Genomic DNA, 18,000 nt, shown 5'->3' on the forward strand with positions numbered 1-18,000 from the left:
CGGTTGGGCATTCTTTTGAGTGGGAACAAGCGGAGCATGGAGACTAGGCTTGTCTAAAGGCTTATTCGCTCTGCCTAAATCGATATCTGAAGCATCTTGAAAATCCTGCGCAAGCGGAGGGGCGGGAGCTGGAAGATGCGGTTGGACCACTCTTTGAGTGGGCAATACAGGAGTTTGAGGAGTACAAGCGTAAGGATCGGGCTGATACTGAACTGAAAAAAAAGATCTTTTAGTGACTATAGAAGGATCAGTATCCGATAAAACCCAAGAATTTCCATCATGCCGGATATCTTTCCCAAACTTTTGAGTTGAAGAGAGAGAGGGCAAAGTTTTTTGGGACATATGAAGCACATTCTTGAAATTTTCTTGAGATTTCTGGCGCTGAAAAAAGACTAGCGAAGTTCCTAAACTCGATGCACCATGCTGTTCTAGTCTCAAATAGCTGAACTGTTTTTTGAGCTCTACAGTAGGAGATCTGAAAAAAAAGAAATTTTGTATATCTTGAGTAAAATTTTTTTTGTTGTAAGCTTTTTCATAATAAGCACCCTTATCGCAGCTACTTTTTTTTAGGATTTTACTTTTTTTATGGTCAGCGTTTATAATTTCTTCTGGAATACATATCCCATACATGATAACTAAGATAAGCTTATATTTACTTTTTAAATTTTTTTTCATAATTTCTAGCTCAGAGTAGGATAAGGGTATCAAAAAAATTGTGTTCCAAGACTGGGTTTTCAAAATTGGCTTCCTAAAAAAGTTTTACGACACAATAAACAGTCTGACATGAAAAAGTCCGCCTCTATATCTTCTTAAGATTTATTTCTATACTTTATGCTTAAAAGTTCAGAAAATAAACAGTTTGAAAGAAATAATTTTATTTCTAGGATAGCTTTAAGGAATAAATATTTAGGTAAAATAGTAAAATAATTTTTTCCAAAAAAAAAGAGCTTCTCAAAAAAATCAGCAATTCTTATTTATAAAAGTCTTTGAGAAACGATTTAAAAGATACATCAAATAAAAGAAATTGAACAGCATAACCTAAAATCTCAAATAAATACTTTTTTAGCTGGTAATCATTTTTCTTCATGCTATAGTCAAGCACCTTCAATTAAGTGAACAACGATGTTAGGATAAAAAAACGCAACAAATAAGCATCAGAAATATTTGAGGTACACAATGCAGTGAGTAGATAAAGTCATCAATATAAGAAAGATCAAGAAAGAAAAAAAGTACGATACTAAAGCACGTTTAGGATGTAAACGTAGAATAGACTATCTAAAGATAAAATTATTTATAAAAGAAAACGAAAATACTAGATTGAAAGATGTTGGGGCTGAGTTTTATATAGGCAAAAGATATACCCCAATAGTATGCAAGAAACTAGGATTTACTGATAAAACCCTTTTTTTTTGGGACAAGGAGATAAAAAAAGCGAGATGGATATCTAGAAAGTATAAAAGATATACCCAAGAAAAGTCTTGTATATAGTGAAGAGAGTGGTATAGAGAAATACTTTAGAAAGATAAGGGCTGGGGTAAAAAAGTTCTAACTATTACAAAAAACTCATAGTATAGCTAGAATAATTAATCTATCACACCTATAAGTTTTAATGATTCTTGCAATAAAAATCGTTTTAATTATTGGAGAGAACAGTATTTAATCCTTATCTCATAACCTTTTATAAGACAAAAGAATTGATTGAATTGGTTGGCTTCTGGCTAGTGTTCTTACCACACTATTCGCTTGACCTGAACCCCGTTGAGAAAAATTCTGGGCTACTATGAAACCATGGATTAATTGTAACACTACTGAATGTACTGACTGTGATACAAGGCCTTATTTTCAATTCTTTGAAATCTTATTTTCAAGCTAAATTATTATATTTTTTGTATTGACTAATTTTTGATATCCCATGAAGAAACCGTGATTTGCTGGTTACAAACCTTATCGCCCCATAAGCACAGAATTATTGGCATTTCTGATGCACCCCATCATCATAAATTTCTTCGATGAAAGATTTAATTTTATCCGCTGACTCTTTTTTTATTTTAAACGCTACTTTCCCCTCACCATAAGCATAATGATTTTTTTTATAAAGTTATCAATAATATTATAACCTTTTTTCACTGAAAATAAGGAAAGTGCTGAGGTACTCCAGAGCCCCCCTCATAAAAATAAATATTTGAAAAAAGAAAAATAATAAGGGAATGCCTTGGATGGTGAACAATTTAAGGTAAGGTTAATGAAAAAAGTAAAAGAAGCGGTTTGAGAGACTTTGTGTGTAGCGCTATGCGGGGCTGACGGATGGTAAGATGTTGAGTCAAGATCTATTTTCTACCTGAGTGAAGCGCATAAGTAAAAATAGCCAGGCAATGGTATAGCAATCGATGGAAAGGCACTAAGGCGCAGTTATGATGGCGGAGATGTTACATAGGATACGCACGTTTGCTACAGAGGCTAGGCCAAGGGAAGGGATAAAAGCAACGAGATCACAGCAATACCTAAAGTATTGGATTGGCTGGATAGTAAAGGATCGATTCTCTCTCTAGATGCTATGGTATGTCACTATAAAATCGCAGATAAAATCATGGGTAAAGGAGGACATTATATATTCTCTCTCAAAGCTAAGCAGAAAAATCTTTTAGATGATGTGACGCGATATTTTGAAAAAGTATCCTTAGAAGCGCTCAAATATTGCTCAAATTATGATAAGGGGCACGCTAGGGTTGAAGTTAGAAAATGCTCGATAAGTCAGGATAGTCAATGGCTCATCTTAAATATCCCTAATGGGCGTTCTATTAAAAGCATGGCGCGGATAGAATCCGCTCGTGAGATAAAAGGTAAGTGTTCTAGTGAAGCGCGGTAGTATGTGTCTTCTTTAGAAGCCACTCTTGAAACAATGCTCTCATATATTAGAAGTCATTGGGCCTTACATTGGGTAGTAGATAGGTCATTTGGTGAGGATCAAAGGAGATATACGGAAGGAAAACGCTCGCCACGGTAGGCAATAAGCAGGAATATAGCTCTGAACAAGCTCAGATGCCAGGACAATCAATCAAGCGGTTCAGAAAAATGGGATGGGGCTAGAGTGACGACATACTTTTCTGTATTTTGAAACAAAATTTTTTATGAGGTGGCCTTGCTGAGGTGCCTGTTCGGTGGTAAACCTTATGGCTGAACATTTTATAACTAAAATATCCAGGATTACACATACGTGAAACGCTCAAGTGTGGATAGTAAAGAATCTGGGTAAAAAGACTCCGTTTTTTACAAGAAGAATATACCGATAGCATATAATTTTAATAAAATTATAATATAAAAAAAATATAATGTATATTATAGAATTAATTCATATATAGTAAAATGAAAAAAAAATATGTTACGTCCCTTTTTTTTATAGGGATGGGAACCCAGGCTCTTTATGCTATTTCTATTGAGGAGCGTCTGGCGTTACTCTCAAAAGCAGGTTTGATAGGAAATTCAGAAAATAAAGTTCCAGATAAATTTCCATTCTCTCAAAGTTCAAATGGGGGGCAATTTAGTTCATCTTTTAACGAACTAAATGAGTCTGATTCCAATACTTTTTCCTCTCCGATATCAAATAATACTCAGTCTAATGCATCATCTCAAAGCTTAAATGATACTCAGTCTAATGCATCATCTCAAAGCTTAAATGAGTCTCAGTCTAATCCGTCTTCCAAGGTTTCAAACGATTCTCAGTCTGAGGAAAAAAACCAAGATCCCAAACGCTTTGTTCAAGAATTTTCTGCGCAAGAAACGAGTCAAGCTCCGGGATTGATGGCACAAGGTGTGGAACATCTCACAAAAGGAGTAGAGCAGGTAAAAGATTATACGCAAAACGAATTTATTCCGCAGGCCACTGAGATCGCAGAACAGGCAGGTCATCAAGCAAAAAAAATAGTTCATGATGTTGCAAGCCAAGCAAAAGAGACTGGGACACAGATTATAAATTACTTTATCCCAAAAATAAAAGAATTGTTTGCAGTTGCAGGAAAGAAAATGCTGTATGATGTTGCAAACCAAGCAAAAGAAAATGGAACCCAGGTTGTCAATTACTTTTCCCCAAAAATAAAAGAGTTATTTGAAGTGGTAGGACAAAAAGTAACATCTTGGGCAAATGCTGATAAAGAGCAGGCTTCAGCCTCAATGGAGGATTCTTCATCATTCGGTAGCTCTAATAGTTCTACAGAAAATTCTTTAATACCTCAAAATAATAAAGCAGAATTGCCTCAAGACGCTTTTGTCAATAAGGGAAACTTAGGTTCTGAGGGTGACAAAGAAAGTACTTCTATGTCTACAGAAAGCAGTGACGCTTCCAACAGTTCCAAATTGCCTCAGGAACCCAAACTCACTGAGGGAGAAAATTCAGGGTATAATCCTAAATCTTTACTTGTTAACAATACTGGCCAAAAAGAGCCTTCTGCAGTGGAAGAGGCGCCTATGTTTTAGCCTAAAAATTCAACACGAGGTGGCCGTTAACGGTCATAAGGGGGGAAGGAAATCTTTTTCACATGCTCTAAAGCTTCTCCCTGATTCCTATTTTTTAATAAAGATTTGATAAAAAAAGATAAATTGCTAAAATGACATAACTTTATCAACAAAAAGTAGTAAATAAGTAAAGTATAGTAATTTATTTTGAAAATAGGATTTTAACGAATTGAAGTAAGACTTTATATTATTGCGTAGATTGCGTAATGTTACGGTTAATTCATAGTTTCATAGTTTCATAGTAGCCCAGAATTTTTCTCAAGGGAGTTCAGATCAGGCGAATAGTGTGGGAAGAACACCAGCCAACAGCCAAGTGATTCAATCAATTCTTTTGTCTTATAAGAGTTATGAGATAAGGATTAAATACTGTTCTTTTCAATAATTAAAACGACCCGTATTACAAGAACCATTAAAATTTATGGATGCTATGGATTGATTCTTCTAGCTATACTATAAGTTTTTTTGTAATAATTAGCATTTTTTACCTTGTTCCTTATCTTTGAATATCGTTTTTCAATATTATTTTCGTCACTCTATACAAGATTTTTAGGCGTTATATCGTTGATTATTGAGTGATATTTATTTCTTCACAAGCCTCCCAAAGGTAAAGGCTTTTTATCACTAAACTCTAACCTTTTAAGTGTTCTATAAATAAAAGCAATGCGTACATTTAAATAGCTTAGCGCTCTCTTCTCACGTTTTATGTTCTTTATTTTCAACATACATTTTTACCTGATTTGGATCTATGGTTTCTTTTCTGCTTAATCGTGTATTAGGCTTAATGGGCTCTTTCTTGTTTCTAGCGTGTCTATCCTCTACTTACGCTACTTTTACTCACCATAACTTTTGTTGCGCTCGTTTTTTGATGATTACCTAAGTTATGTATTCTATTACGTTTTTCTTTAAGAAACAGTCACGTAAACCATTTTTTTAACCTATTGAGGATTATTTTAGTGGAAGCTAGTGGAATAAACGCTTTGGCTGATGAAGTAGACCTCTTATAATCTTTGGATAGCCTTCTAAATGATCTAACCAAGCAAATGAACCCTCTACAAGCTACTACCATTGCTGGACCTTAATCCCTCTTAGTGTGTTCTACAATTTTACAATGCTAAGCTAAACCCGTTGCGTATGAAGATAAACCCACTAAGTAGATATCCTTGATTCGCTAAAATTCTCACCAGCCTTGGAAATTTTTTCTTCAAACCAAATAATACTCTTTTGGAACACTTGCTATCATGAGGCCTAGCGCTGTGTACATCAATATGTAGCGGATAGCCCAAGGTGTCTTTTCCTACCCGACCTTTTCTTGCCTCCATCATACCCTTTCTCTTTATTGTTTAAAAGCGCGTTGGGTTACGCTCTGGCTGTTCATGATTCCTATGCTAAGACTTTGCTCTTTTCCTTTCTTCATTCTGCCCAAAATTTTTAGGGAGATCCCTCCAAAACCAGCCGTTTTTTTGATATAAAATATGCCCTTCTATCCCAGTCTAGTATCTTTAGGCTGCGGCTTTTCTTGCTTCTTTTTTCTCTCGTTAATCTCTTCTTCTATGACTTTTCACGCTTCATTTTTTAGATCGCTTGTATAGATTTTTGACCTCTCTCACCTCTCTTTGATGTCAATCCTATATTTTATTCCTGCTATTTAACCCTTTTATGTGACTGGTTCTAAGTCTAAGCTGTATTGTCTTTTTGTCATTTTTCGATAAGTATAACACATCTAATGCCGTTTTTAAGCTAAATTACTATCAATAGAATTTATCTATGAAACCGAGCAAGATGATGTATGCAAAATTCTATTCATAACTTTCAATTGTATTGTCCACGATAAACACCCTTCTTGTACGACAGTAGCTCGTCGGTGAAAACAAGACGAGAATTAAGTTTTTGAGGGGCGCCTAAAAAGAGTTTAATTACTTCTTGGAAACCATTAAACCACCCAAATCCAAAGGTTAGTGTATTTTTTGCTAAAACCTTTTGGAGAACAAAAACAGCTTTAGATTATGTAGTAAGAAGATTTTAATCCCTATTAAGTTCCATCTAGGATGTAGAACGCTTTATCTTACATGCTTAAATTTTTTCTTCTGATGCATGAGGTTGAACTTGCTGATGAAATTCATTAATTCTTAACCATTCAAAATTTAAGCTATCACCCAATTGTGCTAATAATTTCTTCCATCTCGTCCTTTCCCTACATTCAATGAAAGGACGATGTGTATTAGGGGATGTCATCAATTTAGCTAAAGCACAGACTTAGCCCAATAGATGGCACCCAGAACGTTTCTTGAGAGTTGAGCATACCGTGTTGTAATCAGTTTATCGCCTTTACGACACTATCCAAAAACACGTTTTATTGTGTTCCATTTTACTATTAAATTTTAATGATTTAGTTTGAAAAAATAGTATTGACGGCCACACCAAAACACTGGAGTATTCATTTTCATATTAAGTATTTTCAGAATATTTAGACACAAAATCGTGCAAAAAAAAATAAAAACTTTACATTATAAAAAATGAATCTTTGGGTAAAATTTTGTAAAAGAGACTTCTTTATCTACTGAATGGAATACCTTAAGTAAAAAATATTTATCCCGTCAAAGAAAGTGTTGGATTTTGTGCTTCCCAAAGTTTTTTGTATAATCCTTCTTTTTGAACCAATACATTATGAGAGCCAATTTGAACAATATTTCCTCCATTAAATACAAAAAGACGATCCATGAGGGTCACACTCCTTAAACGATGAGCAATCACAATACAGGTTTTTTGGTGCATTAACGGGTCAAGCGCTGTGTGAATGCTTTGTTCAGTGAGAGAATCTTGTTGTGCTGTTACCTCATCAAGGATCAAAAGTGGTGTATTTCTTAGAAAAGCTTTTGCTATGCTCAGACGCTGTTTTTCTCCTCCAGAAAGAGGAGATCCTTGATCCGCCAATACAGTATGGTACCCTAACGGAAGTTCTTGAATACGGGACCAAATCCCAGCCTGCTTGCAGGCCTGTTCTACACGCTCCAACGTAACGCGATGACAGCCATAGACTAAATTTTCCCATATCGTTCTACGGAAAAACTGAGGATTTTGCGAAACAAAGGTAATATTTTGATAAAAAAGTTCAAGATCCATACTGTTAATAGGAACATCGTTTAATAAAATTTTTCCTGAGTTAAGAGGATAAAATCTTAACAGTAACTGTACAAAAGATGTTTTTCCTGCACCAGAATATCCTACAAGACCTATTTTTTCTTCCGGATTAATCGTAAGACAAAGGTTTTGAAATAAAGGTGCACCCGAAGAATATGAGAAATTGACGTGATCAAATCGTATAGAAGGCGCACTATGAAAAACCAAAGGGTGATTCTTTTCCTCTATCGTAGGTGAGGGACGAGGTGTATAAAATAACCCTAAAACTTGCTTCATACGACCTAAATGTTGGGCAATACGATTAAAGTCAAAACTACTTTCCCATAAAACATGAGCGATACTAAGATTGAGGTGCATTACCACCGATAAATCTCCTAAGGAAATTTTTTCTTCTCTAAACCGGTGTAGTGCCACATACAAAGTCCCCACCAGCGTAAGAATATAAACCAACGCTGAACATAGATGCATGAAAAAATAAATCCATTGTAATTTTTGTTCTGCTTTTTCCCCTTGTTTGCAGCTTTTTTGTAGATAAATCTCTTCCTTTGCTTCTCCTTTGTAAATTTTTACCGTAAAAACATTCAATACAGAATCTGCAATAACGCCTAATATTTGATTTCCACACCGAGCGAAATGGGCAGAACGATCCGTTAAGTAAGGCACCATTAAAAGGTTTCCTGTAATAAAAAACAATGCCCAAAAAAAAGTAATTAATGCAAAAACTGTATCTTTGCGATTTAACAGTACTAAACTTAGTGCCAACGCAATACAGGGTGCTAAAATTCTCCAACAAAACATTTCCAACAGTTCGGGCACTACTTTAGGTAAATCAGAAATTTTTCCTGATAGCTCTCCAGGCAACTCTTCTTTAAGCAGCGCGTATGGCATATTTAACACATGTTGGAGTCCAAAGCGCGCTAAGCGGGATCTTAATCCAGGAATCATACGAATTCCAACCATGTAATTAAATAAACGATATGCACAAGTGACCATACACAACGCACCTACGAACAAAAGCACAGGATCTTTTACGTCCGAATAGGTTACTAAAGGATGAAGGTGATCTAAAAAGTTACCAATAGCATAGGGAATAAGCGTTACCTCTGCGGCCCAAAGAAAAGGGCATACAACCAAAAACGACGCGCACCAAGGTGTGTGTAGACAACACCTCCACAAAAAACGTCCTAATTGGATAAAAGAAATAGGTAGAGAATGATCAGCTTCTGACATAATGAACTACTTGAAAAATCTATTATATTATGATGTATTTTTTTAAAATATCAAGAATGGTTTAAAAGACACACTTTCCACGCATTGTTTAGAACGAACGTATTAGAAGAGTAGAAAGTGGAAAATCTTGTTATGTATAAAGGTGAAAAAATAAAGATAGTTGAAAAATTGATTTATAAAAAAAAAATCCTCTATTTGACAGGAATAAGTATCATAAGCGGTTTTATAAACAAAAGTTACAGCGCATTTTCAGATGATTTATTACCTCCGTTAAGCTGTAAAGATATTTTGTTTAGAGCTATGCCACTTTCTCTGGATAAAGATGGTGATCGCATTTTCGGATTGTGTTATACATTGTGTATGCACAACAACGTCTTGAAAGATAAGCTAGCCCAAACAGTTGAGGTGCAAGAACGGCAGAGTTTAGTAGAAAGTATGACGTGTATAGAAAAGTTGATCCAAGTTGCAATTATTGCATTTCGCGCTCATTATTTTGTTTTTGGACCTATGAAATTTCGTCAGTTTATTTGCGAAAAACAGCTTAGTGGTCAGAAAGAATAGAGCATACACTTTAATTCAGGCTCTGGGTAGAAAATAATCACTACAGGCAAAAATATTTCGATTTGTAATTTATCATTCAAAAATCACTACGGAGAGCGTGCGACTGCATAAAGCATTAGTTAAAAAAATTTACAACGTGTTCGCTCAAAGTTTATATAATATCAAGTTACTTGATAAAAGACGCAAAAAAATTTTCCTCTAAAAGTTCTAATGATGAAGAGTTTTGACTGAGAATTGAATCGTGTCGATATTAATTTTAGCCATAGATAAATTCAAGAAAAGAAAAGCAAAAGCCAGACATGAAATAGCAAGCGTGTCATACCTAGTCGTCAGGTGCTTAAAATGTTTTAATGTATTGAACGTGGGCTCAGTTAAATTGTCCTTTTAGACTAAGCCAAGCATTCTATTCTTTGGGAAATAAGAATACTCTGGGCCAGTAAAAAAGACTCGAGGTGTAACTTAAAATGAACCTTTGAAGCAGTGGGATTAAAAGCACAAAAAAATATCTTATTCCTGGAGAAAAACGGTATATAGCCAAATAACTATAAAATAGTTATAGAGAATCACACGTCTAGAACGTCTTATCTGTGTAGCGTGAGCCCATTGTTTCTCAATGGGATTAAGGTCAAGAGAATAAGGACGTAGGCTGAGATATTCGTTAGAAATATTTTCTTTACCCAGAAAGTCAATACCTCTAGAGAACCCGTAAGCAATTCAATAAGCCCTAAAGTAAAGCCCATTCAAGCGCCTATTGTTCTACACATTTGTTTTACTTTGGACACCCCAATCCTGTTTTCCATAACAACGCTGCCCTTTTATAGAATACCCGTAAGTTCTTAGCATATCATGCGCCAATCCAGGTTCATCAACTTTTGCTTTTTTAATTGATCACGCTTTTGGAACAATACAGATCTTTTTTCTAGATCTGCCTTTGGATGATTTAAAGTTTTTTGATGGCGAACAGCAAGATGTCTCAGGGTTTTGAAAATGCCAACAGCGCTAACCCCACGCTCTGACTGATAAGCATCAGGATCCAGCTTAGAGCGAACTACGTTTGGTTCTAAACATTGATTCCATCTATACACTGTCTGCTTACCCATTCCAAAACGTTTACCAGTCTCCCCATCACTCACTCCTTCGTTCTTCTTAATGCCTAAACTTTTACGGCGAAAATCTCATGAATACGACATCTTTAAATACATTCTCTTTTATTATAACTATTCTATAGTTGTTTGGCTATATACTCAAGAGGGATACCCTGAGCAGGTAACAGTGTTCATGTGTTTATAATAACACCGGAATTCGTTCACGATTTAACTTTTTATCACGAAGTGGCGCTTCTTCTCCAATAATATACTAAGGTACGGGCAGGGGGAACCAAACAGCATAACATACAACCCTAAGTGTAGAGCTGCGTTTTAAAAAAAAAGCAAAAAAAGTCCGTAAAAGCAGATTCCACAGAGCAATATCGCCAATTCGGCCAAACATTGAACGTGTCTTTGCTTAGCTCAAAGTTGTTTAGTAGTCAAACGCTACAGAAACACAGGAGAACAGTGAAAACGAGTCCTTACCTATCTAAAAAGTGCTATGATTAGCACAATACCACCTTATCCTCTAATCCTTCAGGCTTAGGAAGCAAGTTTTTGTTCTTGCATACCAGATTTTATAGTGTTTTAAAGCAGCAGAAGTCCTAATAATTTTTAGAATCAATTAATTATGCACATCGGTCATTAAGATAATAAATATTCTTTGCTAAACCCAGCTTTAACCTATACTAGGAGCTTTTTGTGTAGCGCCACTTGCTTTTCCCTAGTCTTTGGAGAAAGTGCTCCAAGGAACTATTGTTCTAGCCTTTTATTACCGCTCTTACACTTCTTCTATTAATCACAGCCTCTGAGTGCTCTATTTTCTTCTTTACCAGAAAAACTATTTCTCGGTGCTATTGATTTCCTCTTAAATTTTATAGTATTGTACTAAGATATGGTTTTATACTTTTTATTTTTATAAATCTAAAAATCATCTAAAAAAAACCCATTTTCTTATTATACTTAAAAAAAGATAAGCAGTCAATAAAATAAAGCGCTAAGACGCATGCTAAGGTGATGAGAGAGCTAAAAAAATTAAAAATAAGATAGTTTTAAACGATTTTTCTATACTATTGTCTTTTTTGGTATTTATTGATAGAATCGAGTGTCAAAAGTTTAGGTTGAGATATTATGGGAAAAATTATTGGCATTGATTTAGGTACAACAAACTCTTGCGTTTCTATTATGGAAGGTGGAAAAGCAACTGTCATTGAGAATGCAGAAGGAAATCGTACCACGCCTTCTGTGGTTGCATTTACTTCTTCTGGGGAACGTTTAGTGGGGGTGACTGCAAAACGACAAGCAGTCACCAATTCAAGACGTACTTTTTATGCGGTTAAGCGATTAATCGGAAGACGTTATGATGATCCATTGACTCAGAAAGATCAACAAATGGTTCCTTACCCTATTTGTGCTCTGGATAACGGGGACGCAGGAGTTTCAGTCGATGGAGTGCAGTACACGCCTAGTCAAATTAGTGCATTTATCCTGCAAAAAATGAAAGAATCTGCAGAAAATTATCTAGGAGAAACAGTAACAGAGGCAGTCATTACAGTACCTGCATATTTTAATGATGCCCAACGTCAAGCTACAAAAGATGCTGGGCGTATTGCAGGATTGGATGTTAAGCGTATTATTAATGAGCCAACTGCTGCAGCGCTAGCTTATGGAATGGATCGGGGAAAAGAAGGTACTATTGTTGTATACGACTTGGGAGGCGGAACTTTTGACGTTTCTGTTCTAGAGATCGGGGGAGGCGTTTTTGAGGTAAAAGCCACCAATGGAGATACTTTTTTAGGGGGAGAGGATTTTGATTTACGGATTATCGATTACTTAGCAGAAGAATTTAAAAAAACTAATGGAATTGATCTTCGTAAAGATCCACTTGCTTTGCAGCGTCTAAAGGATGCAGCTGAAGAAGCTAAAAAAACACTCTCCAATACCGTAACTACTGATGTCAATCTTCCTTTTATTACTGCGGATGAAACGGGACCTAAACATTTACAACTTACGCTTACCCGTTCTATGTTAGAATCTTTGGTGGCTGCACTCATTGAACGCACCATGACACCTTGTCGTGAAGCGTTAAAAGATGCCAACATTAGCATTTCAGACATTCAAGAAGTTATTTTGGTAGGGGGGATGACCCGTATGCCCAAAATTATTGAAAAAGTTAAGGATTTTTTTGGAAAAGAACCCCACCGTGGGGTTAATCCCGATGAAGTAGTGGCGATGGGTGCAGCGATTCAGGGAGGTATTTTAAGGGGAGATGTAAAAGATGTACTTTTATTAGATGTTACCCCACTTTCTCTAGGGATTGAAACGTTGGGCGGAGTATTTACTCGTTTAATTGAGCGCAATACCACAATCCCTACCCGAAAATCTCAGGTTTTTTCCACTGCAGCAGACAATCAAACATCTGTTAATATTAGAGTATTTCAGGGAGAACGAGAAATGGCTGCAGATAATAAATTGCTAGCCCATTTTGATCTTATGGGAATTAATCCTGCGGCTCGAGGTGTTCCACAGATCGAAGTGACGTTTGATATAGATGCTAACGGTATCGTAAATGTTTCAGCAAAAGATAAGTCCACAGGAAAGGAACAACAAATTCGTATTCAAAACTCAGGCGGGCTCAGTGAGCAAGAAATTGAAAAAATGGTTCAAGACGCAGAACGTAATCGAAAAGAAGATGAACATAAGCGTCGTCTGGTGGAAGTACGCAATCGTGGGGAAAGTCTAGTGTACGAAGTGCAAAAGCAAGTAAAAAATTTAGACGCTCACTTATCTTCAGAAGAAAAAAATAGGCTAGAAGAAAGAGTAAACAAGACGCAAGATCTTCTAGGAAAAGAAGACGTAGAAGCAATTGAGCAGGACATCCAAAACCTAGAAACAGAGCTTACAAAATTAATGGAACTTTCCAGTAAGCATCCTTCCTCTGAAGAAGATGTAGTATCCAAAACAGACGGTGCAGAAACTACTGATTCCTAACGATTCAAAAAGTAAAAGAGTACTCATATAAGTGTACTCTTTTTTTATTTAATGAGGTTTATTGCCTCTCTTTTTATAATACTTTTTAACTGCACTAAACTGTTTTATACTAAAATTTAGCTTGAAAATAGGATTAGATTTGTTATTAATTTTAAGAATAGTGAAAAAAAACAATACAGCCTAGACTAAAAAAAGATGAATAGAGTACATAAAATTGGGTAATAATCAAAAGACGAGCGCAAAAATAGTTATGGCGAGAAAAGTATCGTGAGTAAGGGGTGGACACAGTAGGAAAAAGAAGAAGTCATAACGCCTAAGGCACGACTAGACATCAAAGAAAAAACCCATCCAAATCCGCTAAAAATGTATGTTAAAAATAACGAAAATAGAGCTTATGAGCAGAGATCAATAAGCTATTTAACGTAAGCATTTCTTCTTTCTATAGAAGGCTTGTAAAGAAATAAAATTATCAAGAAACAATCCACGATATAGCACCTGAAAGTCTTGTATAGAGTAGATGAAAATGGGATAGAGGTGGCTTTTTTGCAAAGATAGAGGATAGCGTAAGAGAGGTGCAAAACTGGTTGGTAAACAGCGTAGTACATATTCCAAAAAAAAACCATACTATAACTGTAATACTTACTCGATCGATTGCTCCCATAGTGTTTAATAGTTCTTGCAATACAGATCTTTTTAATGATTGAGGAAAATAGTGTTGAATCAAAAGGCTAAAACCCGAACTGATTACGGATTATTCCTCATTCTATAATGCTTACAAGACAAAAATAATTGATAGAATTGGTTGGCTACGGGCTAGTTTTTTGATTGCCATATTCGCTTGATCTGAACTCATTGAGCAATTCTGGACTACCATACAACGATGGATTAACCGTAATATTACTCAATCTACGGCATAATATAAAACCTTACTTTGACTTTTTCTAATCCCATTTTCAAGCTAAATTAATATACAACCATCAAAGAAATCCTATACACTATTTTTCTTATTAAAACAAAGGAATAAACGTGGTAGATATAAAGAAAAAATGGAAGCCTTTCAAACAAGAAAAAATAAAGCACTGGAAAAAGCCGCTTTTAGATAATTACTAAAGTAGACGCTCTACAGCATTTCAAGCAGTGTAAGGATCTTTCATGAAAGATCCTTATATGCTGAATAAACACGTTTGAATTCAAAGAGAAACATGGTGTAGGCATCAAAGACCACTGGTTAAGAAAACCAAAAATATTTCCAGATATTACGCATGATGTTTAAAAATTTTTCAAAACAATCTTCATGCTAGCCTCCTGGGGACTCCGCTTTATGTACAGCGTCTAACAAGAAATTGGTGGGACTAAAACAACCCGATACCCCAAACTTCTTAAGAGGCTTCACATCAATGCTTTATTTACCTAGAAAACAAGAACATTAGAGCAAAAAAGCCAGAAAGAGCTACAAATTTATAAACACAGTAAATTTTAAGCACTGGCACATCTTAAAGCCTGTATTTATAGATTAGTGGTCCGCCTTAACAAGAGCATAGAATGAGCCATCATTACCCTATTTCGACAGCTTCTATAGTAATTTCCTAATCTTTAGACAATCTTGGATAATGATTGAGCCAAGCCAAGACTCGTTCAACGACCTATCTTTTGGCGAGCGCAGCCTATCTTGGGGTTCTGAAATTTCAACTATCTCGTTAAGACCGTTGCTCACAAACGCTAGCATGGGTTTTCTATACCCGGCATCAGCGCAAACGCCTTTGAGTGTCGGATAGTGTTGCAGAGCCTCTTAAAAAACATTGCACCCCCCTTACGGTGATTAGCGTCATGAACAGTACCGTGCACTAAATTGCTTTGTGTATCCACAACACGATGGTGTTTACGTCCCTTTTTTTTCTCCGTCAATGCCGTGTTGTTTACAAGCCCCGGTAGTTTTTACACTGTGTGAATCAATCCTGCGATAGCTCGGGTGTTCACTTCCACCAGCCTTTATTTGACGTATCTTGACAAGCGTGCTTAGTACTTTTTCCCATATTTTTTGATCCTAAAGCTTTGATAAAACCACTGTACCATGAAGTATGGCGGAAAATCTTTAGGAAGTATTCGCCATGGGAAGCCGCTCTTTTTTCTGGTGTTTACTTCTATTACCATACTTGCCCGATTTAAAATGATCTTTAATTAGCTCTCATTCATGATCTATTCAATGCTTTGGATCACTCATTCTGATTACCTTCTAGCCTCCCTATACTCCCTCTTTTTATCCATGAATACAGGTTCTTATTTTTTAGGAATAAAAAAAGTTGAAAGAGCGTTGTATGATTGATTAAAATGTGTGATATTTTTTGATTCATGATCGGTCTCTAATTTTTCTATAGGCTTTAGAACTAAGGCAATAAAAATTACTCTACTTTCTACAGATTCTATGCATGCTGTTGTTTGTTTCAATTTATGAAAGGGAAAATTGTCTCAAATTTGGCTAGGGTATATCACTTTTACTAATACCCTCTCTATCCAAGTTCTCAATAAAGTAGTATCACATACACCATGAAACATCAGTGGTGCTGTAGAGCTGTTATCAAAACAACCTCCAATAATATTAGTTCTTAAATAATACTGATCATCTTTTAGTCTTTAATAGTGCGCCTTTTTTATTTCGCCTCTGTTCTTTAGGATGCTTTCTGCTAAGCCACTTTCATGAATTTTATTTGATCTTCTTTAAGTAATATTCTCTTGTTTCTTGATTTTTTTCTAGATAGTGTCGTTACGAGATATTGAGCCAAAGGGCAAGACAGCGTATTTGGGCGGCTGCAAGAAAGTAGGAGCTGTTTTTGGCATATCGCGTGGCGATGCTTCTCCATCGCTTAAGATGCAAGAAGGTATTTCTTTGTCATAGAAGCGCTGTTCTTTTCGCTTCTTTTTTGCAGGAATCACCGCTTGAATGGTTTGACCGTTTGCCATGTCTAATACAGCATCTGAATCATAGCCTTTGTCGGCTAAAAGACCTTGAGCGTTTATGCCCTCAATAAAAGCCTCAGCCTGTGTACAATCAGCTGTGCTATCTTATGTAACAAAGATTCGTACTGGCATACCAGTCGCATCTACGGCTATATGTATTTTGGAATTGAGCCCCCTTTTGTTCGTCCCATGGCTTGGTTTCCACCACGCACTCCTGCTGCATGAGGGAGTACTTTGATAGGGCTTGCATCAAATCTATGAGCCACTCAAAATCAGGCTCCATCACAAGCGATTCTAACACCCCTTTCCAAACGCCTTTGTCCCGCCATCTGCAAAAGCGCCAATGCGTGTTTTTCCAGTTGCCATAAGTCAGGAGGCAAATTTCTCCAGGGTGCGCCAGTGCGCAATACCCAAAAGGCGGCGTAAAAAGCCTATTATTATGGGCGATACCTCCCCAGGAACCTTTTCGCCCAGGCAATCGCGGCTCTAAAAGACTCCATATGTGATCTGACATATCATGGCGTCGGTGAGCGCCTATCATAAAAACCTTTCATTGATTCATTCTATATCTCATGCCAGTATAGATTTACTCTCGTGACGACACTATCTAAACAATAAAAATTTTTTTATACCCAAATCCCAAAGTTTTTAGTTTTTTATGTATCGGATCATAGCTGATGCTAAAGTTTTTTTCCTATTCTTTTCAGGGTGTATTAGGCTTCACAATACTATAGGATTCTAGTAAGCATAGATTGATTTTTCTTTTAGTACAGCCTTTTATAATAATCCCTATCTTTTTTCTACCCTTTGCTCAAAGTTTTTTGCTCATTAAATAAATAGTGGTTCTGCTAATTTTGGCTATTCCTTAATTTTGTGTGGTTTACGATACTTAATCTTAGATCAATGCTGTATGCTTTTTTTATTGTTTATGTTTGAATTATAAACTATATAATTCCTTTCCTTAAATCAAGTTATTTTGCTATATCGCTTTCCTGAATTTGCATTCAACCCTTTGAGCTCGGCGTAAATACATTTTTGGCTTACTTTCAGCCGTGCTGATTTTTGTGAGAGTATTTATATCCGTCTTGTTTAAGAATCTGCATATTCATTAAGTTAGCCTGTTTATTCGTTTTGGCTTTAAGATTTTTTAATTGGTCCGTAACAATTTTAAAACTTACACTAAGATGCTTTGTACTCTAAGCTATACGTAGGGTTTGAGTGTACCCAATTTTCAATACCTTACGACAAAATTGGAGACAATATGGTATTGTATTCAATAATTACTCAAAACATAATCAATTTATTGCTTACATTCTATAGTAAACTAACTATGAATGATTACAGGGAATAGCGCGTCAATTGAAGAATTTGTAGAACGGCGAATTTGTTTAGCGTGAGCCCGTTGTTTCTCAATGGGATTAAGGTCAGGAGAATAAAGAATTAGGTAAAGTATGACCAAGATCCTTAATCATTTTCTCAATAGCTTTACCTTGATGGAAAACAGCATTATCCATGACACTACTCCGGTTTT

At 35.9% G+C, this 18,000-nt stretch carries 10 protein-coding genes and 2 pseudogenes; 4 read left to right on the forward strand and 8 right to left on the reverse strand.

What is annotated here, in order from left to right; translation table 11 throughout:
• On the reverse strand, positions 1-675 hold a 675-nt coding region (locus tag HCUR_RS08390; protein WP_207760886.1), incomplete at its 3' end, for a hypothetical protein.
• 1,807 nt (positions 676-2,482) lie between these two features.
• Between HCUR_RS08390 and HCUR_RS02870 the strand changes: the two are divergent.
• Both HCUR_RS02870 and HCUR_RS02875 read left to right on the forward strand, forming a co-directional pair.
• Positions 2,483-2,866, forward strand: a pseudogene (locus tag HCUR_RS02870) (ISAs1 family transposase); the annotation flags it as partial.
• A 497-nt stretch (positions 2,867-3,363) separates the two neighbouring features.
• Positions 3,364-4,470, forward strand: coding sequence for a hypothetical protein (locus HCUR_RS02875; protein WP_104206657.1), 1,107 nt, complete (start codon positions 3,364-3,366; stop codon positions 4,468-4,470).
• A 1,142-nt stretch (positions 4,471-5,612) separates the two neighbouring features.
• Here the strand turns inward: HCUR_RS02875 and HCUR_RS02880 are convergent.
• Positions 5,613-5,831 (reverse strand): hypothetical protein, encoded by a 219-nt coding sequence (locus tag HCUR_RS02880; protein ID WP_104206658.1) that lies wholly within the window; start codon positions 5,829-5,831, stop codon positions 5,613-5,615.
• A 1,264-nt stretch (positions 5,832-7,095) separates the two neighbouring features.
• Positions 7,096-8,877, reverse strand: coding sequence for an ABC transporter ATP-binding protein (locus HCUR_RS02885; protein WP_104206659.1), 1,782 nt, complete (start codon positions 8,875-8,877; stop codon positions 7,096-7,098).
• Between the two features lie 132 nt (positions 8,878-9,009).
• On the opposite strand from HCUR_RS02885, the gene HCUR_RS02890 reads away from it, so the two are divergent.
• Positions 9,010-9,438, forward strand: a complete 429-nt coding sequence (locus HCUR_RS02890; protein ID WP_207760887.1) for a hypothetical protein — start codon at positions 9,010-9,012, stop codon at positions 9,436-9,438.
• A 581-nt stretch (positions 9,439-10,019) separates the two neighbouring features.
• Here HCUR_RS02890 and HCUR_RS08395 read toward each other — a convergent pair.
• Both HCUR_RS08395 and HCUR_RS02895 read right to left on the reverse strand, forming a co-directional pair.
• Entirely contained in the window at positions 10,020-10,178 is a 159-nt protein-coding gene (locus tag HCUR_RS08395) for a hypothetical protein (protein ID WP_165780681.1), read from the reverse strand.
• A gap of 96 nt (positions 10,179-10,274) precedes the next feature.
• Positions 10,275-10,538: a hypothetical protein gene (locus tag HCUR_RS02895; RefSeq protein ID WP_207760888.1), complete on the reverse strand. Its 264-nt coding sequence runs from the start codon at positions 10,536-10,538 to the stop codon at positions 10,275-10,277.
• A 1,116-nt stretch (positions 10,539-11,654) separates the two neighbouring features.
• Here HCUR_RS02895 and dnaK point away from each other — a divergent pair.
• Complete coding sequence (dnaK, locus tag HCUR_RS02900; protein ID WP_104206662.1) at positions 11,655-13,514, forward strand: molecular chaperone DnaK; 1,860 nt, start codon at positions 11,655-11,657, stop codon at positions 13,512-13,514.
• A 1,573-nt stretch (positions 13,515-15,087) separates the two neighbouring features.
• On the opposite strand, the gene HCUR_RS08400 is transcribed toward dnaK, so the two are convergent.
• The 3 genes and pseudogenes from HCUR_RS08400 to HCUR_RS02905 form a co-directional block, all read right to left on the reverse strand.
• Positions 15,088-15,240, reverse strand: coding sequence for a hypothetical protein (locus HCUR_RS08400; protein ID WP_165780682.1), 153 nt, complete (start codon positions 15,238-15,240; stop codon positions 15,088-15,090).
• Entirely contained in the window at positions 15,234-15,419 is a 186-nt protein-coding gene (locus HCUR_RS08405) for a hypothetical protein (protein ID WP_165780664.1), read from the reverse strand. The genes HCUR_RS08400 and HCUR_RS08405 overlap by 7 nt, the downstream gene beginning before the upstream one ends.
• Before the next feature lie 856 nt (positions 15,420-16,275).
• A pseudogene (locus HCUR_RS02905) lies at positions 16,276-17,010 on the reverse strand (IS5 family transposase).
• Positions 17,011-18,000 lie beyond the last annotated feature (990 nt).

Origin of the sequence: Holospora curviuscula (assembly GCF_002930195.1) — a bacterium.
GTDB lineage: Bacteria > Pseudomonadota > Alphaproteobacteria > Holosporales > Holosporaceae > Holospora > Holospora curviuscula.